Origin of the sequence: Pseudomonas cichorii, from assembly GCF_015471405.1 — a bacterium.
Classification (GTDB): Bacteria; Pseudomonadota; Gammaproteobacteria; order Pseudomonadales; family Pseudomonadaceae; genus Aquipseudomonas; species Aquipseudomonas serbiensis.
The window spans coordinates 423,185-446,118 of the sequence record NZ_BLVZ01000003.1 but is presented as its reverse complement, the minus strand read 5'-3'; the positions used below and the strand labels follow the sequence as shown (position 1 = coordinate 446,118).

The 22,934-nt window shown below is 58.4% G+C and carries 20 protein-coding genes; 2 read left to right on the top strand and 18 right to left on the bottom strand.

The window, feature by feature from the left end; genetic code table 11:
- Window positions 1–5: 5 nt before the first annotated feature.
- The 17 genes from nuoI to JL015_RS05900 form a co-directional block, all read right to left on the bottom strand.
- On the bottom strand, window positions 6–554 hold the full coding sequence (nuoI, locus tag JL015_RS05980) for an NADH-quinone oxidoreductase subunit NuoI (protein WP_003223795.1): 549 nt from the start codon (window positions 552–554) through the stop codon (window positions 6–8).
- An 11-nt stretch (window positions 555–565) separates the two neighbouring features.
- Window positions 566–1,573 (bottom strand): NADH-quinone oxidoreductase subunit NuoH, encoded by a 1,008-nt coding sequence (nuoH, locus tag JL015_RS05975; protein ID WP_201003333.1) that lies wholly within the window; start codon window positions 1,571–1,573, stop codon window positions 566–568.
- Window positions 1,570–4,284 (bottom strand): NADH-quinone oxidoreductase subunit NuoG, encoded by a 2,715-nt coding sequence (gene nuoG, locus JL015_RS05970; protein WP_201017804.1) that lies wholly within the window; start codon window positions 4,282–4,284, stop codon window positions 1,570–1,572. Before nuoG ends, nuoH begins: the two co-directional genes overlap by 4 nt.
- A 133-nt stretch (window positions 4,285–4,417) precedes the next feature.
- A complete protein-coding gene (gene nuoF / locus JL015_RS05965) occupies window positions 4,418–5,773 on the bottom strand; it encodes an NADH-quinone oxidoreductase subunit NuoF (protein WP_201003329.1) in 1,356 nt (451 codons plus the stop codon).
- Window positions 5,770–6,267 carry an NADH-quinone oxidoreductase subunit NuoE gene (gene nuoE / locus JL015_RS05960; protein WP_201003327.1) on the bottom strand — a complete coding sequence of 166 codons (498 nt, stop codon included), beginning with the start codon at window positions 6,265–6,267 and terminating at the stop codon, window positions 5,770–5,772. The genes nuoF and nuoE overlap by 4 nt, the downstream gene beginning before the upstream one ends.
- Window positions 6,268–6,269: 2 nt before the next feature.
- The gene (gene nuoC, locus JL015_RS05955; protein ID WP_201017803.1) at window positions 6,270–8,051 is read right to left on the bottom strand and encodes an NADH-quinone oxidoreductase subunit C/D; all 1,782 of its coding nucleotides are present in this window, start codon (window positions 8,049–8,051) and stop codon (window positions 6,270–6,272) included.
- Between the two features lie 73 nt (window positions 8,052–8,124).
- Window positions 8,125–8,799, bottom strand: coding sequence for a NuoB/complex I 20 kDa subunit family protein (locus JL015_RS05950; RefSeq protein ID WP_025259479.1), 675 nt, complete (start codon window positions 8,797–8,799; stop codon window positions 8,125–8,127).
- A 10-nt stretch (window positions 8,800–8,809) separates the two neighbouring features.
- A complete protein-coding gene (locus JL015_RS05945; RefSeq protein ID WP_032627857.1) occupies window positions 8,810–9,223 on the bottom strand; it encodes an NADH-quinone oxidoreductase subunit A in 414 nt (137 codons plus the stop codon).
- Between the two features lie 453 nt (window positions 9,224–9,676).
- Window positions 9,677–11,002, bottom strand: coding sequence for an isocitrate lyase (aceA, locus tag JL015_RS05940; RefSeq protein ID WP_201017802.1), 1,326 nt, complete (start codon window positions 11,000–11,002; stop codon window positions 9,677–9,679).
- Window positions 11,003–11,507: 505 nt separating this feature from the next.
- Window positions 11,508–12,248: a secretin N-terminal domain-containing protein gene (locus tag JL015_RS05935; RefSeq protein ID WP_201003321.1), complete on the bottom strand. Its 741-nt coding sequence runs from the start codon at window positions 12,246–12,248 to the stop codon at window positions 11,508–11,510.
- A gap of 187 nt (window positions 12,249–12,435) precedes the next feature.
- Window positions 12,436–12,858, bottom strand: coding sequence for a GNAT family N-acetyltransferase (locus JL015_RS05930; RefSeq protein ID WP_201017801.1), 423 nt, complete (start codon window positions 12,856–12,858; stop codon window positions 12,436–12,438).
- Window positions 12,851–14,017, bottom strand: a complete 1,167-nt coding sequence (locus JL015_RS05925) for a ribosomal protein uL16 3-hydroxylase (RefSeq protein WP_201003317.1) — start codon at window positions 14,015–14,017, stop codon at window positions 12,851–12,853. The genes JL015_RS05930 and JL015_RS05925 overlap by 8 nt, the downstream gene beginning before the upstream one ends.
- Before the next feature lie 61 nt (window positions 14,018–14,078).
- Window positions 14,079–15,449, bottom strand: a complete 1,371-nt coding sequence (gene purB / locus JL015_RS05920) for an adenylosuccinate lyase (RefSeq protein WP_201017800.1) — start codon at window positions 15,447–15,449, stop codon at window positions 14,079–14,081.
- A 131-nt stretch (window positions 15,450–15,580) separates the two neighbouring features.
- Window positions 15,581–16,201: a high frequency lysogenization protein HflD gene (gene hflD, locus JL015_RS05915; protein WP_201017799.1), complete on the bottom strand. Its 621-nt coding sequence runs from the start codon at window positions 16,199–16,201 to the stop codon at window positions 15,581–15,583.
- Window positions 16,201–17,331, bottom strand: coding sequence for a tRNA 2-thiouridine(34) synthase MnmA (gene mnmA / locus JL015_RS05910; protein WP_201017798.1), 1,131 nt, complete (start codon window positions 17,329–17,331; stop codon window positions 16,201–16,203). The genes hflD and mnmA overlap by 1 nt, the downstream gene beginning before the upstream one ends.
- Before the next feature lie 60 nt (window positions 17,332–17,391).
- Window positions 17,392–17,838 carry an NUDIX hydrolase gene (locus JL015_RS05905; RefSeq protein ID WP_201017797.1) on the bottom strand — a complete coding sequence of 149 codons (447 nt, stop codon included), beginning with the start codon at window positions 17,836–17,838 and terminating at the stop codon, window positions 17,392–17,394.
- Between the two features lie 212 nt (window positions 17,839–18,050).
- Entirely contained in the window at window positions 18,051–20,276 is a 2,226-nt protein-coding gene (locus tag JL015_RS05900) for an NADP-dependent isocitrate dehydrogenase (protein ID WP_201017796.1), read from the bottom strand.
- A 435-nt stretch (window positions 20,277–20,711) separates the two neighbouring features.
- Between JL015_RS05900 and icd the strand changes: the two genes are divergently transcribed.
- The gene (gene icd / locus JL015_RS05895) at window positions 20,712–21,968 is read left to right on the top strand and encodes an NADP-dependent isocitrate dehydrogenase (protein ID WP_201017795.1); all 1,257 of its coding nucleotides are present in this window, start codon (window positions 20,712–20,714) and stop codon (window positions 21,966–21,968) included.
- A gap of 81 nt (window positions 21,969–22,049) precedes the next feature.
- Here the strand turns inward: icd and cspD are convergent, their stop codons facing one another.
- Entirely contained in the window at window positions 22,050–22,322 is a 273-nt protein-coding gene (cspD, locus tag JL015_RS05890; protein ID WP_201003306.1) for a cold shock domain-containing protein CspD, read from the bottom strand.
- A gap of 226 nt (window positions 22,323–22,548) precedes the next feature.
- Here cspD and clpS point away from each other — a divergent pair, with 226 nt between their 5' ends.
- Window positions 22,549–22,911, top strand: coding sequence for an ATP-dependent Clp protease adapter ClpS (clpS, locus tag JL015_RS05885; protein ID WP_025259492.1), 363 nt, complete (start codon window positions 22,549–22,551; stop codon window positions 22,909–22,911).
- The last annotated feature ends 23 nt before the right edge of the window (window positions 22,912–22,934 follow it).

The window sequence follows — 22,934 nt, the reverse complement described above, 5'->3', positions numbered from 1 at the left end:
CTTCCTTAAGGCAGCAAGCTCTTGACGTTGATCGGCTCGGCTTCGTTCTGTGCAGAGCCCTTGGGCTTGCCAGCGATAGCCATACCGGCGACGCGATAGAAGTTATAGTCAGGGTTCTTGCCGGGGCCGGAGATCAGCAGATCTTCCTTCTCGTAAACCAGATCCTGACGTTTGAACTCGGCCATCTCGAAATCCGGTGTCAGCTGGATTGCGGTGGTCGGGCAGGCTTCTTCGCACAGGCCGCAGAAAATGCAACGTGAGAAGTTGATGCGGAAAAAGTCCGGGTACCAGCGGCCGTCTTCGGTTTCAGCCTTCTGCAATGAAATGCAACCGACCGGGCATGCCACGGCGCACAGGTTGCAGGCCACGCAGCGCTCTTCGCCGTCCGGGTCGCGAGTCAGAACGATACGGCCACGATAGCGCGGAGGCAGGTAAACCGGCTCTTCCGGATATTGCAGGGTGTCGCGTTTGCGGAAGCCGTGACCGAAGACCATCACCAGGCTGCGCAATTGGGTACCAGTACCCTTAACGATGTCGCCAATATATTTGAACATGGGTCAAATCCTCACTGAACCGAGCCTGCCGGTGTGTTCAACAACACAATCGCAGCAGTCACCAGCAAATTGATCAGGGTCAGCGGCAGACAGAATTTCCAGCTGAAGTCCATTACCTGGTCATAGCGTGGGCGCGGGATAGAGGCGCGCAGCAGGATGAACAGCATGATGAAGAACGCGGTCTTCAGGGCGAACCAGACGAAGGACAGTTGCGGCAGAATGCCGAACGGGCCGTGCCAGCCGCCGAAGAACAGGGTCACCAGCAACGCCGAGATCAGGATGATCCCGATGTATTCACCGACGAAGAACATGCCCCATTTCATGCCGGCATATTCAATGTGGTAGCCGTCGGCCAGTTCCTGTTCCGCTTCCGGTTGGTCGAAGGGGTGACGGTGAGTCACTGCAACGCCTGCGATGAAGAACGTACAGAAGCCGAAGAACTGCGGAATGATGAACCACAGGTTCTGTGCCTGATATTCAACGATGTCGCGCATGTTGAACGAACCGACCTGAACCACGATGCCCATCAGCGCCAGACCCATGAACACTTCATAGGAAACGGTTTGCGCCGAGGCACGCAGACTGCCGAGCAGGGCGTACTTGTTGTTGCTCGACCAGCCGGCGAACAGCACGGCATAGACCGAAAGACCGGCCATGGCAAAGAAGAACAGCAAGCCGATGTTCAGATCCGCCACGCCCCAGGTCGGGGTGATCGGGATGATTGCGAAGGCAATCAGCAAGGCGCTCATGGCCACGATCGGTGCCAGGGTGAAAATCACCTTGTCGGCAAACGGCGGTGTCCAGTCTTCCTTGAAGAACATTTTCAGCATGTCGGCAGCGATCTGGAACATGCCGAACGGGCCAACGCGGTTAGGACCGTAACGGTCCTGCCACCAGCCCAGCAGGCGACGTTCGACAAAGCTCAGCAGCGCGCCGCAGACCACGACGGCCAGCAACACGACAATGGCTTTCACGACCGCGAAGATGGTGTCGATCACATCAGGAGTGAACCAGCTCATTGTGCTGCCTCCTGAAGGCCGTCAACCGATTTGCCGAAGACTGCTGCAGGAATGCCTGCCAGCCCGACCGGCAATGCAACCAGGCCTGCGCCCAGTTCTTCATTGATGCGCAGCGGCAGACGCAGTGTCTGGCCGGCAACGTTCAAGGACAGCAGGGCACCTTCATTGACACCCAGGCGATCGGCTTCGGACTTGGCCAGCGCAACGTAGGCAGCCGGGATGCGTTCCTGGACCGGAGCGGCTTTCGAAGAGTTCTCTTCGCTGCCGAACAGGTGATAGAACGGCACCACTTGCCAGGTTCCCTGAGCAGGGGAGAAGGCACGTGGAACGCTGGCGAACCAGTTCAGGTTGTCGCCCTGGCTTTCGATCAGACGAACACCCGGATCACCGGCGCGCAAGTGACCGCCGACTTCGTCCTGGAACTTGTTCCAGGCCTGAGGCGAGTTCCAGCCCGGAGACCAGGCGAATGGTACTTGCTGACGAGGTTCGGCAGAGCCCGAGTAACCTTCCATGGAGAAGGCGAACGCGGTGTCCTGGTCTTGCGGAGTACGAGGCTCATGCACGCTGATGTTGGCGCGCATGGCGGTACGGCCACTGTAACGCAGCGGTTCGCGAGCCAGCTTCATGCCTTTGATGCGGAAGGCAGCAGAAGGCGCAGCATTGATGATGCCAGCCAGTTGTGTACTGCTTTGTGCGCAGGCAGCGGTGACGTGGTCCAGCTGGGTCCAGTCCACCGGCTTGTTCAGCAGGGTAGCGCGCAGGGCATGCAGCCAGCGCCAGCCTTCGTGAACCAGAATGCTGGCGTCCATGTAGGTTGGATCGAACACCTGGAAGAAGCGCTGGGCGCGGCCTTCCAGGCTGACCAGCGTACCGTCGCCTTCAGCGAAGCTGGCTGCCGGCAGGACCAGATGCGCACGGTCGCCCGTCGCGGTCTTCTGGTGGTCGGCCACGATCACCACTTTTGCGGCGCTCAGGGCTGCATCGACCTTGGCGGCATCGGTGCGGGTGTACAGATCGTTTTCCAGCACGACGATGGCGTCAGCCTTGCCGTCGATGACGGCCTGCAAGGCGGCATCCACCGACTCGCCACCCAGCAGGGCCAGGCCGAGGCTGTTGGCTTCCGGCACGATCAGGCTGATGGAGCCTTCTTTTTCGCGCAGCTTCAAGGCTTTGGCGATGTTCGCTGCGGCTTCGATCAGGGCTTTGGAGCCCAGCGAAGTACCGGCGATGATCAGCGGACGCTTGGCGGCCAGCAGAGAGTCGGCGATGCGCTTGGCCAGTTCAAGAGCTTCAGCGTCCAGGCCTTCGACGGCAGGGGCGCTGGCGTCCAGAGCGTGAGCCACGGCAAAGCCGATACGGGCCAGATCGTCTGGAGCGGCGTGTACACACTCCTCAGCGACGTCGTCGAGTTTTGTTTCAGCAAGGCTTGCAATGAACAGCGGGTTCAGCGCGTGCTGGCCGATATTTTTCACTGCGGCATTGAGCCATGGCTGTACGCGCATGGCGTCGGCCATGTCTTCGGCCTTGCCCTTGACCGATTGACGCAGGGCCAGTGCCACGCGAGCTGCGGTCTGGGTCAGGTCTTCACCGAGGACGAAGACGGCGTCGTGATCTTCGATGTCGCGCAGGGTCGGGATCGGTAGAGGACTGTCCTTGAGCACCTGTGCCACCAGACGGATACGCTCCAGCTCGCTGGCTTCGATACCCGAGTAGAAGTGCTCGGCACCGACCAGTTCGCGCAGTGCGTAGTTGCTTTCCAGGCTGGCGCGTGGCGAGCCGATACCGACGATGTTACGACCGCGCAGCAGGTCGGCAGCCGTGTCCAGCGCTGCATCGAGGCTCAACTTGCTGCCGTCGGCCAGCAGTGGCTGACGTGGACGGTCTTCGCGGTTGACGTAGCCATAGCCGAAACGGCCACGGTCACACAGGAAGTACTGGTTCACCGAACCGTTGAAACGGTTTTCGATGCGGCGCAGTTCGCCGTAACGCTCACCGGGGCTGATGTTGCAACCGCTTGAGCAGCCATGGCAGATGCTCGGCGAGAACTGCATGTCCCATTTACGGTTGTAGCGCTCGGAGTGAGTCTTGTCGGTGAACACACCGGTCGGGCAGACCTCGGTGAGGTTGCCGGAGAACTCGCTTTCCAGCACGCCATCTTCAACACGGCCGAAGTACACGTTGTCGTGAGCGCCGAAAACGCCCAGGTCGGTGCCGCCTGCGTAGTCTTTATAGAAGCGTACGCAACGGTAGCAGGCGATGCAGCGGTTCATCTCGTGAGAGATGAACGGGCCGAGCTCCTGGTTCTGGTGGGTACGTTTGGTAAAGCGATAACGGCGCTCGTTGTGGCCGGTCATCACGGTCATGTCTTGCAGGTGGCAGTGACCGCCTTCCTCGCAGACCGGGCAGTCATGCGGGTGGTTGGTCATCAGCCATTCGACAACGCTGGCCCGGAATGCCTTGGATTCGTCATCGTCGATGGAAATCCAGGTGTTGTCGGTGGCAGGAGTCATGCAGGACATGACGATGCGACCACGGGTGTCGTTCTCGTCGTTGTACTGCTTGACCGCACATTGGCGGCACGCACCAACGCTGCCAAGGGCGGGATGCCAGCAGAAATAAGGAATGTCGAGGCCCAGCGACAGACATGCCTGTAACAGGTTGTCTGCCCCGTCGACTTCGAGCGCTTTGCCGTCTACGTGGATAGTGGCCATGGTTCAAAGTTCTTCGTTGGCCCGGTGTCAGCGGGCGTGGCTAATGGAATCTTGTTATTCGTGCGACTCGAAACAGCCTCTGAGGCGTCATCGCACGATGGGTGAAGGGCAAGGCCCTTCACCTTGCAAAGCGTTATGCGCCGACGATGATCGGTTTCGCCAGGGGCGGGACGGCGGCGCTGGTGGGCGCGATGCCTGCCTCGAACTCCGGGCGGAAATACTTGATCGCACTGCCCAGTGGCTCAACGGCTCCCGGTGCGTGAGCACAGAAGGTCTTGCCTGGGCCGAGGAAACCGACCAGACCGAGCAGCGTCTCGATATCACCGGCTTGCCCCTGACCGTTCTCAAGCGCACGCAGGAGCTTGACGCTCCATGGCAGGCCATCACGGCAAGGGGTGCAGAAGCCGCAGGATTCGCGGGCGAAGAACTCTTCCATGTTGCGCAGCAGGGACACCATGTTGATGCTGTCGTCTACCGCCATGGCCAGACCGGTGCCCATACGGGTGCCGACCTTGGCGATGCCGCCAGCGTACATTTGCGCATCCAGGTGTTCAGGCAGCAGGAAACCGGTACCGGCGCCGCCTGGCTGCCAGCACTTGAGCTTGTAGCCATCGCGCATGCCGCCGGCATAGTCCTCGAAGAGCTCGCGGGCGGTCACGCCGAATGGCAGTTCCCACAGGCCAGGGTTCTTCACTTTGCCGGAGAAGCCCATCAGCTTGGTGCCGTGGTCTTCACTGCCTTCGCGGGCGAGGGATTTGTACCAGTCGATGCCGTTGCCGATGATGGCCGGCACGTTGCACAGGGTTTCGACGTTGTTGACGCAAGTCGGCTTGCCCCATACGCCGACAGCGGCGGGGAAGGGCGGCTTGGAGCGCGGGTTGGCGCGACGGCCTTCAAGGGAGTTGATCAGTGCGGTTTCTTCACCGCAGATGTAACGCCCGGCGCCGGTGTGGACGAACAGCTCGAAATCGAAGCCGCTGCCCAGGATGTTCTTGCCCAGCAGACCGGCTGCCTTGGCTTCTTCCACGGCACGATTCAAGTGCTTGGCGGCGGTGGTGTACTCGCCGCGCAGGAAGATGTAGCCACGGTAGGTTTTCAGTGCGCGGGCACTGATCAGCATGCCTTCGATCAGCAGATGGGGCTGTTGCTCCATCAGCATGCGGTCTTTCCAGGTGTTGGGCTCCATTTCATCCGCGTTGCACAGCAGGTAGCGGATGTTCATGGATTCGTCTTTGGGCATCAGGCCCCACTTCACACCCGTGGGGAAGCCTGCACCGCCGCGACCCTTGAGGCCGGCATCCTTGACGGTCTGGACGATATCGTCCTGAGACAGGTCGGCGAATGCCTTGCGTGCCGCCGCGTAACCGTTCTTGGCCTGGTACTCGTCGAGCCAGACCGGCTCGGCGTCGTCACGCAGACGCCAGGTCAGCGGATGGGTTTCTGCACTGCGCGCGATGCGGTTGGCAGGGCCGAAGGAAGTCAGGGTCATACGTAGCCCTCCAGCAGTTTGGCAACGCCAGCGGGCTGTACGTCACCGAAAGTGTCGTCGTCGATCATCAGCGCCGGGGCTTTGTCGCAGTTGCCCAGGCAGCAGACCGGCAGCAGCGTGAAGCGGCCGTCAGGAGTGGTCTGGCCAAGGCCGATGCCCAGCTTGCTCTGGATTTCGTCGACTACCGATTCATGGCCGCCGATGTAGCAGACCATGCTGTCGCAGACGCGGATGATGTGACGGCCGACCGGCTGACGGAAGATCTGGCTGTAGAACGTTGCCACACCTTCGACGTCGCTGGCGGGAATGCCAAGGATCTCGCCGATCGCGTAGATGGCGCCATCCGGCACCCAGCCACGTTCCTTCTGGACGATCTTGAGGGCTTCGATGGACGCCGCGCGGGAGTCTTCGTAGTGATGCAGCTCGTGCTCGATGGCCGAGCGTTCGGTTTCGCTCAGGGCGAAACGGTCTGTCTGGATAAGCGTGCTGTTCATGCTTAGCGGTCCACGTCGGCCATAACGAAATCGATGCTACCCAGGTACGCGATCAAGTCCGCGACCATGCTGCCTTTGATCACCGAAGGGATCTGCTGCAGGTGCGGGTAACTTGGGGTGCGAATCCGGGTACGGTAGCTCATGGTGCCGCCGTCGCTCGTCAGGTAATAACTGTTGATGCCCTTGGTCGCTTCGATCATCTGGAAGGATTCGTTGGCCGGCATGACCGGGCCCCACGAAACCTGCAGGAAGTGCGTGATCAAGGTTTCGATGTGCTGCAAGGTGCGCTCTTTGGGCGGAGGCGTGGTCAGCGGGTGATCCGCCTTGTACGGGCCTTCCGGCATGTTGCGCATGCACTGGTCGATGATCTTGATGCTTTGACGCATCTCTTCGACGCGGACCATGCAGCGGTCGTAGGCATCGCCATTGGCCGCAAGCGGGACTTCGAACTCGAAGTTCTCGTAGCCGGAGTAAGGGCGGGCCTTGCGCAGGTCGAAATCACAGCCGGTGGAACGCAGGCCTGCACCGGTGACACCCCACTCCAGGGCCTCTTTGGTGTTGTAGGCTGCGACGCCGATGGTACGGCCTTTGAGAATACTGTTCTGCAGTGCTGCCTTGGTGTATTCGTCCAGGCGTTTTGGCAGCCAGTCGACGAATTCCTTGACCAGTTTTTCCCAGCCGCGTGGCAGGTCGTGAGCAACACCACCAATGCGGTACCAGGCCGGGTGCAGACGGAAGCCGGTGATGGCTTCGATGACCTTGTAGGCTTTCTGGCGGTCGGTAAAGGTGAAGAATACCGGGGTCATGGCGCCCACGTCCTGGATGTAGGTACCCAGGAACAGCAGGTGGCTGGTGATCCGGAAGAACTCGGCCATCATGATGCGGATGGTGTCGACTTTCTCTGGCACCTTGATGCCGGCCAGCTTCTCGACCGAAAGCACATAAGGCAGGTTGTTCATCACACCGCCCAGGTAATCGATACGGTCGGTGTACGGAATGAAGCTGTGCCAGGACTGACGCTCGGCCATCTTCTCGGCACCACGGTGGTGGTAGCCGATATCCGGAACGCAGTCGACGATCTCTTCGCCGTCCAGTTGCAGGATGATGCGGAATGCACCGTGCGCAGAAGGGTGGTTCGGGCCGAGGTTGAGGAACATGTAGTCCTCGTTCTCGCCGGAACGCTTCATGCCCCAGTCTTCCGGGCGGAAGCGTGCGGCTTCCTCTTCCAGTTGCTGCTTGGCCAGGTTCAGGCTGTACGGGTCGAACTCGGTTGCGCGGGCCGGGAAGTCCTTGCGCAGCGGGTGACCTTCCCAGGTCGGCGGCATCATGATGCGGCTCAGGTGCGGGTGGCCGGGGAAGTCGATCCCGAACATGTCCCACACTTCGCGCTCGTACCAGTTGGCGTTAGGCCAGATGCCGGTAACGCTTGGCAGGCTCAGGTCGCTTTCGGACAGGGCAACCTTGATCATCACGTCGCTGTTACGTTCTACCGAAAGCAGGTGGTAGAACACAGTGAAGTCGGCATCAGGCAGGCCGCGACGGTGAGTGCGCAGGCGCTCATCGACACCATGCAGGTCGTAGAGCATGGAGTAGGGTCTGGACACCTGTCGCAGGAACTTCAGTACCTCGACCAGATGGGCACGGGCGACCCACAGTACCGGCATGCCGGTACGGGTCGGCTGAGCCGTGAAGGCTTCGGCGCCAAAGCGGTTGTTCAATTCTACGACGACGTCTTGGTCGTCAGCCTTGTAAGGCGGGATGTACAGAGCGGTGTCTGCAGTCATAGGTCTCAATCACTTCGGTCAACGTACAGAATCAACCCGGTTCTTGTCTTTTTTATAAGAAGAGCGGGTTGGATCAGACTTCGTCGGGGCTGCGCAGGTTGGTGACCTGGATACGCTGTTCGCGGCGCTGTTCCTTTTGCGACGGCATTTCGGCGCGGTACACGCCTTGATCGCCGACGACCCAGGAAAGAGGGCGACGCTCCTGGCCAATGGATTCCTGCAACAGCATCAAGCCTTGCAGAAATGCCTCTGGGCGGGGCGGGCAGCCGGGCACGTACACATCGACAGGAAGGAACTTGTCCACGCCCTGAACCACAGAGTAGATGTCGTACATGCCACCGGAGTTGGCGCACGAACCCATGGAGATGACCCACTTGGGCTCAAGCATTTGCTCGTAGAGACGCTGGATGATTGGTGCCATCTTGATGAAGCAAGTCCCGGCAATAACCATGAAATCCGCCTGACGCGGCGATGCCCGGATGACTTCGGCGCCAAAGCGTGCGATGTCGTGGGGCGCCGTGAAGGCGGTGGTCATTTCCACATAGCAGCACGACAAGCCGAAGTTGTACGGCCACAGAGAGTTTTTACGCCCCCAGTTGACCGCGCCATTCAGCACGTCTTCGAGTTTGCCCATGTAGATGTTTTTGTGGACTTGATCTTCTAACGGATCGGAAACGGTTTCCCGTTTGCCGATTGGATACTGCTCATTAGGAGCATCCGGGTCGATCCTGGTGAGATTGTATTGCATCGCCAAAGCCTCATTGTTTTAGCTTCGCTTGCCGGTTACGGCGACCTTCAGGAGCCCAATCCAGCGCTCCAACCCGCCATAGGTAGACAAGACCTGCCAACAGAATTGCTATGAAAACGAGTGCTTCGACGAATCCGGTCCAGCCGCTTTCGCGGACGGACACAGACCAGGCAAAGAGAAAAAGGGCTTCAATGTCAAAGATCACGAAGAGCATCGCGACCAGATAGAATTTTGCGGAGAGTCGCAGGCGCGCACTGCCGGTGGGCAGCATGCCGGACTCGAAAGGTTCGTTCTTGCTGCGGCCCCATGCCTTGCTTCCCAGCAGGCTTGAGACACCGAGCATGAAGGCGCAAAGACCGACAACACCCAAAAGGAAAATGGCGAAGCCCCAGTTGTGGGCAATCAAACCTGTCGATTCGGGCATGCTGGCAGTCCTTAATAGAGAGCAAAGGTCTCTGTGCTTGATAAAGAGTGAGTCCGTGACGATATGTCGCAGCGGGAGCATCGGGGTGATTTTATGTGCAAATACTTGGCAAGTAAATTTTCTACATCAAAATTATTTAATGAATTAATCGAATCTGGCATCTAGTAATGGCTGCAAGGCTTGTGGGCCGGGCCTTACCAAGGTTTTCACTAATTGCTTTTCTTAATAGGGAAAAGCAATAAAAGGAAATTTGAATGATAATTAATATCATTTGAATGAGCGTTTTATAGTTCGCCAGGGGATTCAGTGCTCCTGTTCTGTTTATTAAGACATTACAGTTGTATCACTGCGAACCGCATCAAAGGTTGTCCGGGGTCAATGCGCGGCGTTGAAACATGAAAAAACAGGCCGCCCGATCGGGCGGCCTGCCTGTCCGTTTCCTTGCACGAAGGATCAGTGGAACTGCTCTTCCTCGGTGGAGCCTTTCAGTGCGGTGACCGATGAAGTGCCGCCCTGAATCACGGTGGTCATGTCGTCGAAATACCCGGTGCCCACTTCCTGCTGGTGAGCCACGAAGGTATAGCCCTTGGCAGCATCTGCGAACTCCTGCTCTTGCAGCTTCACGTAGGCAGTCATGTCGTTGCGGGCGTAGTCGTGCGCCAGGTTGAACATGCTGTGCCACATGTTGTGAATGCCGGCCAGGGTGATGAACTGGTGTTTGTAGCCCATGGCCGAAAGCTCGCGCTGGAACTTGGCGATGGTCGCGTCGTCCAGGTTCTTCTTCCAGTTGAAGGAGGGCGAGCAGTTGTAGGAGAGCAACTGGTCCGGGTACTCCTTCTTGATGGCTTCGGCGAAACGGCGGGCTTCGTCCAGATCCGGCTTGGCAGTCTCACACCAGATCAGGTCCGCATAAGGGGCGTAAGCCAGGCCGCGGGAGATGGCCTGGTCCAGGCCTGCGCGCACTTTGTAGAACCCTTCAGGGGTACGGGCTCCGGTGACGAAAGGCTTGTCATAAGGGTCGCAATCGGAGGTCAGCAGGTCGGCGGCATTGGCGTCGGTGCGGGCCAGGATAATGGTCGGTACGCCTGCAACGTCAGCAGCCAGGCGAGCGGCAACCAGTTTCTGCACGGCTTCCTGGGTCGGGACCAGAACTTTGCCGCCCATATGACCGCATTTCTTGACGGACGCCAGTTGGTCCTCGAAATGCACGCCGGCGGCACCGGCTTCGATCATGCTTTTCATCAGCTCATAGGCGTTGAGCACGCCACCGAAGCCAGCTTCGGCATCGGCCACGATGGGCGCAAAATAGTCGATATAGCCTTCATCGCCCGGATTCTTGCCCGCTTTCCACTGGATCTGGTCGGCGCGGCGGAACGAGTTGTTGATCCGCTTGACCACGGTCGGAACCGAGTCCACCGGGTACAGCGACTGATCGGGGTACATGGACTCGGCGGAGTTGTTGTCGGCAGCAACCTGCCAGCCCGAGAGATAGATCGCCTGTATGCCTGCCTTGACCTGTTGCACCGCCTGGCCGCCAGTGAGGGCGCCCATGCAGTTGACGAAGTCCTTGTCTGGGCGGAAAGACGGCTTGGCACCTTGCGTGACCAGATTCCAGAGCTTGTCGGCGCCCATTTTTGCGAAGGTGTGTTCAGGTTGAACCGAGCCACGCAGGCGGACGACATCAGCAGCAGAATAGGTACGGGTCACGTTTTTCCAGCGCGGATTTTCAGCCCAGTCTTTCTCGAGAGCCGCTATTTGTTGTTCGCGTGTCAGTGCCATGGAGATAAACCTCATTGTCAGGTTTTGGTTGGAAGATCCTGCTCCGCCAAAACGCCTCGTTTATCGAAGGCACGGTAGATGGCTGCTCGCTTGTCAGAGGTCAGCAATAAGCGCGGTGCGACGGGGGAGCGAAGTGCTCGGGAGAGGAAGGCGCAGGTGTGGCGGCGCGAATGAGCAATCCGGCTCGTGGATGCCTTATTGCTTTGCTCGAAAAGCTTTGCCGATCAACCGCTAACGCTTCCGTCCCCAGGGACAACTTCGTTCCAGTCGTAACCTCGTCAAACAGCCTTGTGGGCAATATCGACGGGAATCGGCTCAGGCTTAGAGCTTCGATCCTGAGGCTTTTTGAAGGCCTCTGATTAGCGGGAGCGAGGCAATCATGCCTCGCTCTTTTTTACTCGTCAAACGTTTTGTAGTGCTTTTTTATTGGAACTACATCTTTGGTCCAATGCGACTGTCTGGTCACTAAAAGGCCCGTGGGTGCCGGTTTTCACGCCATTGCCGATTATTCAAGGCTTTCGACCTTGACCCGCAGAACCATGTCGTCGCGACCCTGGGTGGAGTAGCGTTGCGCTATGCCACGCTGATCAGCCACCGATTGATCGCTGGAACCCGCCAGAGTGATCCATTCGCCCAGGCGTCCGCTGACCTGGCTGTCGGTGCTCTGGACCTTGATGGCGTCCGGTCGCTCCTGGCTCAGGCGATCTCGATTGGTGCTGATGTTCAGGTGGACGATATCGCCGGTAACGCTGGCCGTGACGTAGAAACCCTGAGTAACGTTGCGATATTCGGTATTGCTCTGGGGATAGCCATAAGCGTCCGTGCGAGTGGTGGTCAGAGGTACGCTCTGGCCTGTCTGAATCAGTGCAGGCGTGCCTTCGGTGGCTTGCACCTGCTGTACGCCGCCATCGCGGCTGGAGGTGCCGTAGCTGATGATGCGAGTTGCATTGCCGCCGTTGGTGGTTCGTGCGGCACTGTCACTGGTGTCGACGCTGATGAGCAGGCGTTTGGGGGCGGTGTCCAGTTGCGAGATCAGGGCGCGAAGTTCTTCGATCTTGCGTGATTCGGCATTGACGATCAGTTGGTTGCCGTAGGCGCTGACCGAGCCGTCCGCTCCCAGAAAGGATTTGGCGACTGGCAGCAGATCCGCGCTGGTGCGGTAATTGAGCGGTACGATTTCGGTAGCGGCCAGCGTACAGGTGCTGAACGCGACAAGTAATGAAGTGAGCAGGGTACGTAACAACATGTCCAATCTCCGCGAGGGGCGCGTAAAAACCGAGTGTGCCACTTTGTCGGCCAGGGGTGGGGGCAAGTTGAATTGGCAGATGGCAAAACGCCCCGGCATTTCCTGTTCCAGCATAGTCATGCTGCAAGAAAATGGCGGGGCGTTACGTTATGTAGTGCCTTGAAAATCGCCTACATATCGGTCTGGATCAGGCCTGACGCACCATATCGATATGCGGCAGCCCGGCTTCGAGAAACTCGTCGCCGACCACGGTGAAACCAAAGCGCTGATAGAACGCAACGGCCTGAACCTGCGCACTGAGCTTCTGCTGCTTCAGGCCACGGGTCTGTGCTTCTTCGAGGATGGCGGTCAGCAGCATTTCACCGGCTTTCAGGCCGCGCCAGTCCTTGAGGACCGACAGGCGGCCGATCTCGCCGTCCGGCAGCAGTCGGGCAGTGCCGACGGCATAATCGCCTTCACGGGCCAGAAAATGTATGGCGTCGCTATCCTCCGAGTCCCATTCCAGTTCCGGTGGTACCGATTGCTCGGCAATGAACACGGCTTCACGAATACGCCGGATATCGGCGTTATTCTTCTGCCAGTCCGCGACGGATACAGTGATTTTATTCATCGGCAAATCCCAGGCTTCCTTGTTTTACGAGTTCGCAAATCAGATTGCGTCCCTCTTCATCGGCCAACCATTGGCCGAGGTTTTCGCTGTGCAGCGAATCGGCCGCACAAATCAATTTAAGCAGTTCGCGCAGGCTGCCCGGCAAAAGACGACTTTGGCCACTGGCGAACAGTAGCAGATCGTCATCAACTTCAGACCATGCCAGGCGTGCGCTTGGGTTGCGAATGAGAACTGCGCCCTGTTCCAGGCTGTCGAGCAGGTCCTCTTCTTCGAGTTCCGGGCCGACGACCAGCTCCGGGTAGCGAGGCTCGGTCATGAACTGGCCAAACCAGGTCAGCAGCAGGCGTTCGTCGCTCATGTGCTCGGCCAGCAGTGTCTTGAGACGGTCAAGGGCGTCTTTCTGGATCTGATGCGGGTCGCTGGCCGGTTGTGCGTCGGCGTCGGTGTAACGCTCTTCATCCGGGATGAACTGGCTGAGGAAGTCGGTGAAGTGGGTCAGCACTTCCGCAGCGCTCGGTGCCCGGAAACCTACCGAGTAGGTCAGGCAGTCATCCACTGCAACGCCGCTGTGTGCAAGGCGTGGCGGCAGATACAACATGTCGCCCGGCTCCAGAGTCCACTCTTCAGTCATCTGGAAGTCCGAAAGGATGCGCAGGTCTGCGTGAGGGAGCAGCGGGCTTTCGGAGTCGCACATCTGGCCGATCTGCCAGTGACGTTTGCCATGACCCTGCAGCAGGAATACGTCGTAATTGTCGTAGTGTGGCCCGACGCTACCGCCCGGTGCGGCGTAGCTGATCATGACGTCATCGATACGCCAGCTTGGCAGGAAGCGGAAGTTCTCCAGCAGTTCGCTGACTTCGGGGACGAATTGATCCACGGCCTGGACCAGCAGTGTCCATTCGCGCTCAGGCATCTTGCTGAAATCGTCTTCGGTGAACGGGCCGCGACGCAATTCCCATGGGCGTTCGCCGTTTTCGATGACCAGTCGGGATTCGACTTCTTCTTCCAGGGCCAGGCCAGCCAGTTCGTCAGGATCGATCGGGCTTTGAAAGTCCGGCAGCGCCTGACGGATCAGGAGGGGCTTTTTCTGCCAGTAGTCACGCAGGAAAACACGCGCGCTCATGCCGCCCAGAAGTTGAAGAGGAATATCAGGATTCATTTGTAAGCCCTTGAAATGAAAACGCCCGGCACAGCCGGGCGTGTGCAGAAAGTGTTACTTGTCAGATACGCTTGGCTTGCGCCACGGCATTACCGATGTAATTGGCTGGAGTCAGCTTCTTCAGCTCGGCCTTGGCCTCGGCTGGCATGTCCAGGCCGTCGATGAAAGTTTGCAACGCTTCAGGGCTGATGCCCTTGCCGCGTGTCAGTTCTTTCAGTTTTTCGTACGGGTTTTCGATGTTGTAGCGACGCATTACGGTCTGGATAGGCTCTGCCAGAACTTCCCAGCATGCGTCCAGGTCGGCAGCGATGCGCTGTTCGTTCAGTTCCAGCTTGCCGATGCCCTTGAGGCTGGCTTCGTAGGCGATAACGCTGTGTGCAAAGCCCACGCCCAGGTTGCGCAGTACGGTGGAGTCGGTCAGGTCGCGCTGCCAGCGGGAAATCGGCAGTTTGCTCGCCAGATGCTGGAACAGTGCGTTGGCGATACCCAGGTTGCCTTCGGAGTTCTCGAAGTCGATCGGGTTGACCTTGTGCGGCATGGTCGACGAACCGATTTCGCCTGCAATGGTGCGCTGCTTGAAGTAGCCCAGGGAGATGTAGCCCCAGATATCGCGATCGAAGTCGATCAGGATGGTGTTGAAGCGGGCAATGGCGTCGAACAGCTCGGCGATGTAGTCGTGTGGTTCGATCTGGGTGGTGTACGGGTTGAAGCCCAGGCCCAGTTCGTCTTCGATGAAGGCGCGAGCGTTGGCTTCCCAGTCGATGTCCGCATAGGCCGACAGGTGAGCGTTGTAGTTGCCTACCGCGCCGTTGATCTTGCCGAGCAGGGGAACTGCGGCGATCTGGGCGATCTGGCGCTCCAGACGATAGACGACGTTTGCCAGTTCCTTGCCCAGAGTGGTCGGGGAGGCTGGCTGACCGTGGGTGCGCGACAGCATCGGCACGTCGGCGAAGCGCTGGGCCAGTTCGCGGATGGAGTCGGCGATCTGGCGCATCAGCGGCAGCATCACGTTGTCGCGACCTTCGCGCAGCATCAGGGCGTGGGACAGGTTGTTGATGTCTTCGCTGGTGCAGGCGAAGTGGATGAATTCACTGACCTTGTCCAGCTCAGGCAGTTTGGCAGCCTGTTCCTTGAGCAGGTATTCCACGGCTTTAACGTCGTGGTTGGTGGTGCGTTCGATTTCTTTCACGCGCTCGGCGTGTTCCACGGAAAAGTCTTCAGCCAGGGCATCGAGGATGGCGTTGGCTTGCGCGGAAAACGGCGGTACTTCGCTGATTTGCGGGTGAGCTGCCAGGCGCTGGAGCCAGCGAACTTCAACCATCACGCGAAAGCGGATCAGGCCGTATTCGCTGAAAATAGGGCGCAGGGCCTGGGTTTTGCCGGCGTAGCGGCCATCAACAGGGGAAACCGCAGTGAGCGAAGAAAGCTGCATGGGGTGGTCTCGAACAGTCGGGCAACGAAAAGGGGCGCATATCATACATGAAATTTCAGTCCGACTGGGTCGGACTGACCAGCGTAGATAGCGTCGTGCCTGGGTGGTAAGGGTCGCAGTTGCGTGGCGGGTCAGCCGTGCATCAGCGAATAGAGTTCTTTCAATAACTTGCGTCGGTTGAAGACCAGTTGCCAGCGATGACCGCCAACTTGTCGCCACAGACGGGCCGAGCGAATGCCGGCCAGCAACAGGGCGCGGATCTTCGAGGCGTTGTTGGGTTGCTGCAGGTTACGCATGTCGCCATGAACCTGGATGCGCTGGCGCAGAGTGCTCAGGGTGTCCTGATAAAGCGCGCCGGTGGCGGCGATCACGTTTTCATGGGCAATGCCGAAATGCTCCGCCTGGGACTGGATTTGCGGCAGGCGTTTGCCGATCACTTCCAGCATGTCATCCCGTTTGGCCAGCTGCCGCTCAAGGCCCAGCATCGACAGGGCGTAGCGCAAAGGCTCGCGCTGCAGGGTCGCGGGGTCACGCTCCAGAGCGCTGGCCATGGCGCGGTAGCCTTCGCGCAGGTTCAGGTCGTCGCCACCATAAACCTCCAGCGTGTCCTTGGGGTCCAGCACCAGCAGGCTGCCGAGCATGCAGCTCAGCCCGGCTTCGCTGACCTGTCCGGTCTTGGCAATCCTGTCGACCAGCATGGCGGCCTGGAATACGCCGCCCAGAGCGATCAGTTGCTCCTGAATTGGGGTCATCAACGCTTGTCCTTGCTCTTCCAGGGTTCGGCTATTTCAATGACGCCGCCCCCCAGGCAGATTTCACCGTCATAGAACACCACGGACTGACCGGGTGTCACGGCGCGCTGCGGTTCATCGAATAGGGCGCGGTAGCCATCAGCGGTCTTTTCCAGCGTACAGTGCTGGTCGCCCTGGCGATAACGAACCTTGGCGGTCAGTTTCTTCGGGTTGCTCAGGTCTATCGGGTTGACCCAATAGATCTGCGAGGTGACCAGTGCCTGGGAAAACAACCATGGATGGTCGTTGCCCTGGCCGACGATCAACTCGTTGTGTTCCAGGTCCTTGACCAGTACATACCACGGATCATCGCTCGCATCCTTCAGGCCGCCGATGCCCAGGCCCTGACGCTGGCCGATGGTGTGATACATCAGGCCGTTGTGGCGGCCGATGACCTCGCCTTCGGTGGTCTTGATCTCGCCGGGCTGGGCGGGAAGGTACTGACGCAGGAAATCCGTGAAACGGCGCTCGCCGATAAAGCAGATGCCGGTGGAGTCCTTCTTCTTGGCTGTCGCCAGGCCGTGTTTCTCGGCGATGGCACGCACCTCGGGCTTTTCCAGTTCGCCGACCGGAAACAGCGTCCTGGCAATCTGTTCGCCGCCTACGGCATGCAGGAAATAGCTCTGGTCCTTGTTCGGGTCCAGGCCTTTGAGCAGTTCGGTACGGCCGTCGATATCGCGGCGACGTACATAATGTCCGGTTGCAATCAGGTCGGCGCCGAGCATCAGGGCGTAGTCAAGGAAGGCCTTGAACTTGATTTCCCGGTTGCACAGGATGTCCGGGTTGGGCGTGCGGCCTGCCTTGTACTCTTCCAGGAAGTGCTCGAACACGTTATCCCAGTACTCGGCGGCGAAGTTGGCGGTGTGCAGCTTTATGCCAATCTTGTCGCACACGGCCTGAGCGTCTGCCAGGTCTTCGCGGGCAGTGCAGTATTCCGTTCCGTCGTCTTCTTCCCAGTTCTTCATGAACAAGCCTTCCACCTGATAACCCTGCTCCATGAGCAGGACAGCGGAAACGGATGAGTCCACGCCGCCGGACATGCCGACTATGACGCGCTTGTTTTCTGGGTTGCAGTGGGCTGGATCACGCATGGGAGTTCAATGGGTGGCCTTGAAAAGGACGCGATTCTATCAGGCTGTGGGCGTCGAGTCTCACGCCTTGTCGCGCAGCAAGGCAAGACTGAAGTGTTCGCCATTCAGATAATCATCGACACAGCGCAGGACCAGCTCGCTGCGCCAGCGATGCTGCTGGGTCAGGAGTTCGTCGCGTGTCAGCCAGACCGGGCCGACAATGCCTTCGTCCAGCGCGTACTCGGGATGATGGCGCAGGGCCTTGGCGGCAAAGCAGATGCGTTGGTAAGTCACGCCATTGCTGGGCGCGGTGTACAGATAAATGCCGATCACGCTGGTCAGTTCGACGTTCCAGCCGGTTTCTTCCAGGGTTTCGCGCACGGCCGCGTGTTGCAGGCTTTCGTTCGGGTCCAGATGGCCGGCGGGTTGGTTGAGTACTGCTTGTCCGCCCTTGATCTCTTCGACAAACAGGAAGCGGCCCTGATCTTCGACGATGGTGGCGACGGTAACGTGGGCTTGCCATTCCATAATGTTGCTACTCGTGTATGGGGGTAGGAGGCAGCTTGCTGGCGAAAAGGCCTGTGAAACCGGCAGATATTCTGCGCCTGTACGCTGAAGTCGCCAGCAAGCTGCCTCCCACAAAGTGATTGATGACCTTTGAATTTTCTCGGCCCTGAAATACAAAAGCCCCGGTGCGTGGCCGGGGCTTTTGCAGGTCATGTGTCTGACCGGTTTGCCACTTACAACGCAGCGATTGCGGCGTTCAAGGTTGCGCTAGGGCGCATGGCTTTGCTGGTCAGCTCAGGGTTGGTGAAGTAGTAACCACCGATTTCCACTGGTTTGCCCTGGACAGCGTTGAGCTCGGCAACGATTTTCTCTTCGTTGTCGGTCAGTGTCTTGGCCAGCGGGCTGAACTGCGCCTTGAGGGCGGCGTCGTCGTTTTGAGCGGCCAGAGCCTGTGCCCAGAACAGGGTCAGGTAGAAGTGGCTGCCGCGGTTGTCGATGCTGCCGACTTTACGCGAAGGCGACTTGTTACGGTCCAGGAACTCGCCGGTAGCCTGATCCAGGGTCTTGGACAGAACCAGGGCTTTCGGGTTGTTGTAGGCATTGCCCAGGTGCTCAAGCGAAGCGGCCAGGGCCAGGAACTCACCCAGGGAATCCCAGCGCAGGAAGTTCTCTTCGACGAATTGCTGAACGTGCTTCGGAGCCGAACCGCCAGCGCCGGTTTCGAACAGGCCACCACCATTCATCAGCGGCACGATCGACAGCATCTTGGCGCTTGTGCCCAGTTCCATGATCGGGAACAGGTCGGTCAGGTAGTCGCGCAGTACGTTACCGGTCACCGAGATGGTGTCTTTACCGGCGCGGGTGCGCTCCAGGGTCAACTTCATGGCTTCGACCGGCGACAGGATCTGGATGTCCAGGCCCGAAGTGTCGTGGTCGCGCAGGTACTTCTGGACTTTCTCGATCATGACGCTGTCGTGGGCGCGTGCCGGGTCGAGCCAGAAAACGGCTGGAGTGTTGCTGGCGCGCGAACGGTTGACGGCCAGTTTGACCCAGTCCTGGATCGGCGCGTCCTTGGCCTGGCACATGCGCCAGATATCGCCGGTTTCGACGTTCTGTTCCATCAGCAGGTTGCCCTGGCTGTCGGTCACGCGGACCACGCCATCGGTCTTGATGTGGAAGGTCTTGTCGTGAGAGCCGTACTCTTCGGCTTTCTGAGCCATCAGGCCAACGTTAGGTACGCTGCCCATGGTGGTCGGATCGAAGGCGCCGTTTTTCTTGCAGTCTTCGATGACGGCCTGGTAGATGGTCGCATAGCAACGATCCGGGATAACGGCCTTGGCATCGTGCAGTTGACCGTCGGTGCCCCACATCTTGCCGGAGTCACGGATCATTGCAGGCATCGAAGCGTCGACGATGACGTCGCTCGGTACGTGCAGGTTGGTGATGCCTTTGTCGGAGTTGACCATCGCCAGTTGTGGGCGAGTGGCGTAGACCGCCTGGATATCAGCCTTGATTTCAGCTTGTTTTTCAGCTGGCAGGGCGCCGATGCGGTCATACAGATCGCCGATGCCGTTGTTCAGGCTGAAGCCGATTTCTTTCAGGGTGTCTGCGTGCTTGGTCAGCGCATCCTTGTAGAACTCGTCGACGATCTGGCCGAACATGATCGGATCGGAGATCTTCATCATGGTGGCTTTCAAATGCACCGAGAACAGAACGCCTTGTTTCCGGGCGTCTTCGATTTCAGCGGCAATGAAGCTGCGCAGGGCTTTCTTGCTCATGACCGAGCAATCGATCACTTCGCCAGCCTTGACGCTGGTTTTCTCTTTGAGAACGGTAGCGGTACCGTCCTTGGCGATCAGTTCGATCTTGACGCTGTTGTCTGCTTCGATCAGAGCGGCTTTTTCGCTGCCGTAGAAGTCGCCGCTGCTCATGTGGGCAACGTGCGCCTTGGAGTCGGCAGCCCATGCGCCCATCTTGTGCGGGTGCTTGCGAGCGTAGTTCTTGACCGAAAGCGGTGCGCGGCGGTCGGAGTTGCCTTCACGCAGAACCGGGTTCACGGCGCTGCCCTTGACCTTGTCGTAACGTGCGCGGGTTTCTTTTTCCGCGTCGGTGGACGGCGCTTCCGGGTAGTCCGGGATCTTGAAGCCCTGTTCCTGCAGCTCTTTGATGGTCGCCTTCAATTGAGGGACCGAGGCGCTGATGTTCGGCAGCTTGATGATGTTGGCTTCTGGCGTTGTAGCCAGTTTGCCCAACTCGGCGAGATGATCCGGCACTTGCTGATCGGCGCCAAGCGATTCGGGGAAGCTGGAAAGAACACGGCCCGCCAGTGAGATATCACGTGTTTCGACGTCGATATCGGAAGAGGCTGTAAATGCTTCGATGATTGGCAGAAGCGAGTAGGTGGCGAGGGCTGGAGCTTCGTCAGTGAAGGTGTAGATGATCTTCGAGCGGTTGGACATTGGTATTAACTCTCTGTTTTGCTGAGCATGCACAAAATCTCGATACGCGCAGGGTATGCACTCTTGCCCAAAGTTCTGTCATGGGCACAAGTCGAGGTTTATTCGCGGTGATGTTAGGTGCATCAGTCGAGCGTCAAGCTGTCGGGCGGGGTAGCAGCCCGACGCATATATAAAGCTGAAAGTCTCATTCCAGAGGCTTCGGCCTTTATGACTCTGCGGTCACGTCGCGAGTATATCAAACCCTTGGCGCCAAGCATTAATGCTATGCGTGCTATCGAATGGCGACTATTCGCCGTTGGTCGAACGAACAGGCTCAAAACCAAGGCTTTCGGGGCTTTTCGGGGTCTTCGGACTGGCGGGCTTTGCCTGTGCCTGTGGGGTTGACTAGGCTCAATGGCTGTCAGGATGTCCACTCAGCCCGCACCGGAGTCCCGCATGGCATATCAAAAAACAATAATTCCCGCCGTCGGTGAGAAGATCACTGTCAACGCAGACCACTCCCTGAACGTTCCCGATAATCCGATCATTCCCTTCATCGAGGGGGATGGCATTGGCATCGATATCACGCCCGTCATGATCAAGGTGGTGGATGCGGCAGTCAGCAAGGCATATGGCGATACACGCAGGATTTCATGGATGGAGGTCTATGCCGGAGAGAAGGCGACCCGGATTTACGACCCGGACACCTGGCTGCCCCAGGAAACGCTGGATGCTGTGAGGGAGTACGTGGTTTCCATCAAGGGGCCTCTGACCACACCGGTCGGTGGCGGCATTCGTTCGCTGAACGTTGCCTTGCGCCAGCAACTGGACCTGTATGTCTGCCTGCGGCCGGTGCGATGGTTCGAGGGCGTGCCCAGCCCGGTCAAGAAGCCCGGCGATGTGAACATGACGATCTTTCGTGAAAACTCCGAAGATATTTATGCCGGGATTGAATGGAAGGCAGGATCTCCCGAAGCGACCAAAGTCATCCGTTTTCTGAAGGAGGAGATGGGGGTCACGAAAATCCGCTTTGATCAGGATTGCGGTATCGGGGTCAAGCCTGTTTCCCGAGAGGGTACCCGGCGTCTGGCGCGCAAGGCGTTGCAGTATGTGGTCGACAATGATCGCGACTCGCTGACCATCGTGCATAAAGGCAACATCATGAAATTTACCGAAGGCGCCTTCAAGGAGTGGGCTTATGAGGTTGCCGCCGAGGAATTTGGTGCGACCCTGCTCGATGGTGGCCCCTGGATGCAGTTCACCAATACTCGTACCGGCAAGGATGTGATCGTCAAGGATGCCATCGCCGATGCGATGCTTCAGCAGATCCTGCTGCGTCCGGCCGAATACGATGTCATTGCAACGCTTAATCTCAATGGGGATTACCTTTCCGACGCGCTGGCTGCCGAGGTTGGAGGCATCGGGATTGCGCCAGGTGCCAATCTCTCGGATACCGTGGCGATGTTCGAGGCGACGCATGGTACGGCGCCAAAATATGCCGGTAAGGATCAGGTCAATCCGGGATCCTTGATTCTGTCTGCCGAAATGATGCTGCGGCACATGGGGTGGGTCGAGGCTGCCGATCTGGTTATAAAGGGCACCAATGGCGCGATTGCCGCTAAAACTGTTACTTATGATTTCGAGCGTTTGATGGAGGGCGCGACGCTGCTCTCGTCATCGGCGTTCGGCGATGCCCTGATTGCGCACATGTGAGCAACCGCTGCCGTGCAGCAGCCAGTTCAGTCATCCTGAACTGGCTGTTTCTTTCATGGCTGGCGTCTGTGGTGGTCTGCTTCAGGCCGACACATTAGCTGGCTTTTGTGCTGCGCTTGAAGCATCTGCGGATGTTGGAACAGTAGCTGTGGACGCAGACGAGATATTCACGGCATGTAATCCCTTTGGCCCTTGAATGATCTCAAATTGGACCGGTTGGCCTGCCTTGAGCGTTTTGTAGCCATCCATTTGTATGGCTGAATAATGAGCAAACAGATCTTCATCTCTGCCATCGGCAAGAATAAATCCATAGCCTTTTGCATTATTGAACCACTTGACTTTACCACTGAGCATAGCCATATCCCTCTGCAAAGGACTCCGTCTGGAGTATCATCCACCTCAATCCGCCTGGCCTAAAAAAAATTTTGGTTGACTGCGCGGACCCTTTTTACCCAATGTGGGCTCTATTGTTTGTAACACCGATTAGCTGATAGTCAAGGTCATGCGGCGGTCGATGTGAAAACCGGTCATGCTGCGACTAAATTATTCAACCCGCTCTTTATACGAACCTTTCTTTACCATGCATGCAATCAGCAAGATTCGACTAACATTCAATCAGGACGGTCCACAGTCACACGAGGACGACTCAGCTGGCATTGCGTTGCAGGACGCCAAGCCCACCCTGCAGGCGCCACCAATGTACAAGGTGGTTTTGTTTAACGATGATTACACCCCTATGGATTTCGTCGTCGAAGTTCTTGAGGTGTTTTTCAACCTGAATCGTGAGCTGGCCACCAAGGTCATGCTGGCCGTCCATACAGAGGGGCGGGCAGTATGCGGATTGTTTACCCGCGACATAGCCGAAACCAAGGCAATGCAGGTCAATCAATACGCCCGGGAAAGCCAGCATCCACTACTCTGTGAGATCGAGAAGGACGGTTAAACGCCGGCCACTTGGGTATGAGG

Coding starts and splice junctions, on each gene's coding strand:
- nuoI (WP_003223795.1), bottom strand. CDS start 554: ATGTTCAAATATATTGGCGACATCGTTAAGGGTACTGGTACCCAATTG.
- nuoH (WP_201003333.1), bottom strand. CDS start 1,573: ATGAGCTGGTTCACTCCTGATGTGATCGACACCATCTTCGCGGTCGTG.
- nuoG (WP_201017804.1), bottom strand. CDS start 4,284: ATGGCCACTATCCACGTAGACGGCAAAGCGCTCGAAGTCGACGGGGCA.
- nuoF (WP_201003329.1), bottom strand. CDS start 5,773: ATGACCCTGACTTCCTTCGGCCCTGCCAACCGCATCGCGCGCAGTGCA.
- nuoE (WP_201003327.1), bottom strand. CDS start 6,267: ATGAACAGCACGCTTATCCAGACAGACCGTTTCGCCCTGAGCGAAACC.
- nuoC (WP_201017803.1), bottom strand. CDS start 8,051: ATGACTGCAGACACCGCTCTGTACATCCCGCCTTACAAGGCTGACGAC.
- JL015_RS05950 (WP_025259479.1), bottom strand. CDS start 8,799: ATGCAATACAATCTCACCAGGATCGACCCGGATGCTCCTAATGAGCAG.
- JL015_RS05945 (WP_032627857.1), bottom strand. CDS start 9,223: ATGCCCGAATCGACAGGTTTGATTGCCCACAACTGGGGCTTCGCCATT.
- aceA (WP_201017802.1), bottom strand. CDS start 11,002: ATGGCACTGACACGCGAACAACAAATAGCGGCTCTCGAGAAAGACTGG.
- JL015_RS05935 (WP_201003321.1), bottom strand. CDS start 12,248: ATGTTGTTACGTACCCTGCTCACTTCATTACTTGTCGCGTTCAGCACC.
- JL015_RS05930 (WP_201017801.1), bottom strand. CDS start 12,858: ATGAATAAAATCACTGTATCCGTCGCGGACTGGCAGAAGAATAACGCC.
- JL015_RS05925 (WP_201003317.1), bottom strand. CDS start 14,017: ATGAATCCTGATATTCCTCTTCAACTTCTGGGCGGCATGAGCGCGCGT.
- purB (WP_201017800.1), bottom strand. CDS start 15,449: ATGCAGCTTTCTTCGCTCACTGCGGTTTCCCCTGTTGATGGCCGCTAC.
- hflD (WP_201017799.1), bottom strand. CDS start 16,201: ATGACCCCAATTCAGGAGCAACTGATCGCTCTGGGCGGCGTATTCCAG.
- mnmA (WP_201017798.1), bottom strand. CDS start 17,331: ATGCGTGATCCAGCCCACTGCAACCCAGAAAACAAGCGCGTCATAGTC.
- JL015_RS05905 (WP_201017797.1), bottom strand. CDS start 17,838: ATGGAATGGCAAGCCCACGTTACCGTCGCCACCATCGTCGAAGATCAG.
- JL015_RS05900 (WP_201017796.1), bottom strand. CDS start 20,276: ATGTCCAACCGCTCGAAGATCATCTACACCTTCACTGACGAAGCTCCA.
- icd (WP_201017795.1), top strand. CDS start 20,712: ATGGCATATCAAAAAACAATAATTCCCGCCGTCGGTGAGAAGATCACT.
- cspD (WP_201003306.1), bottom strand. CDS start 22,322: ATGCTCAGTGGTAAAGTCAAGTGGTTCAATAATGCAAAAGGCTATGGA.
- clpS (WP_025259492.1), top strand. CDS start 22,549: ATGCATGCAATCAGCAAGATTCGACTAACATTCAATCAGGACGGTCCA.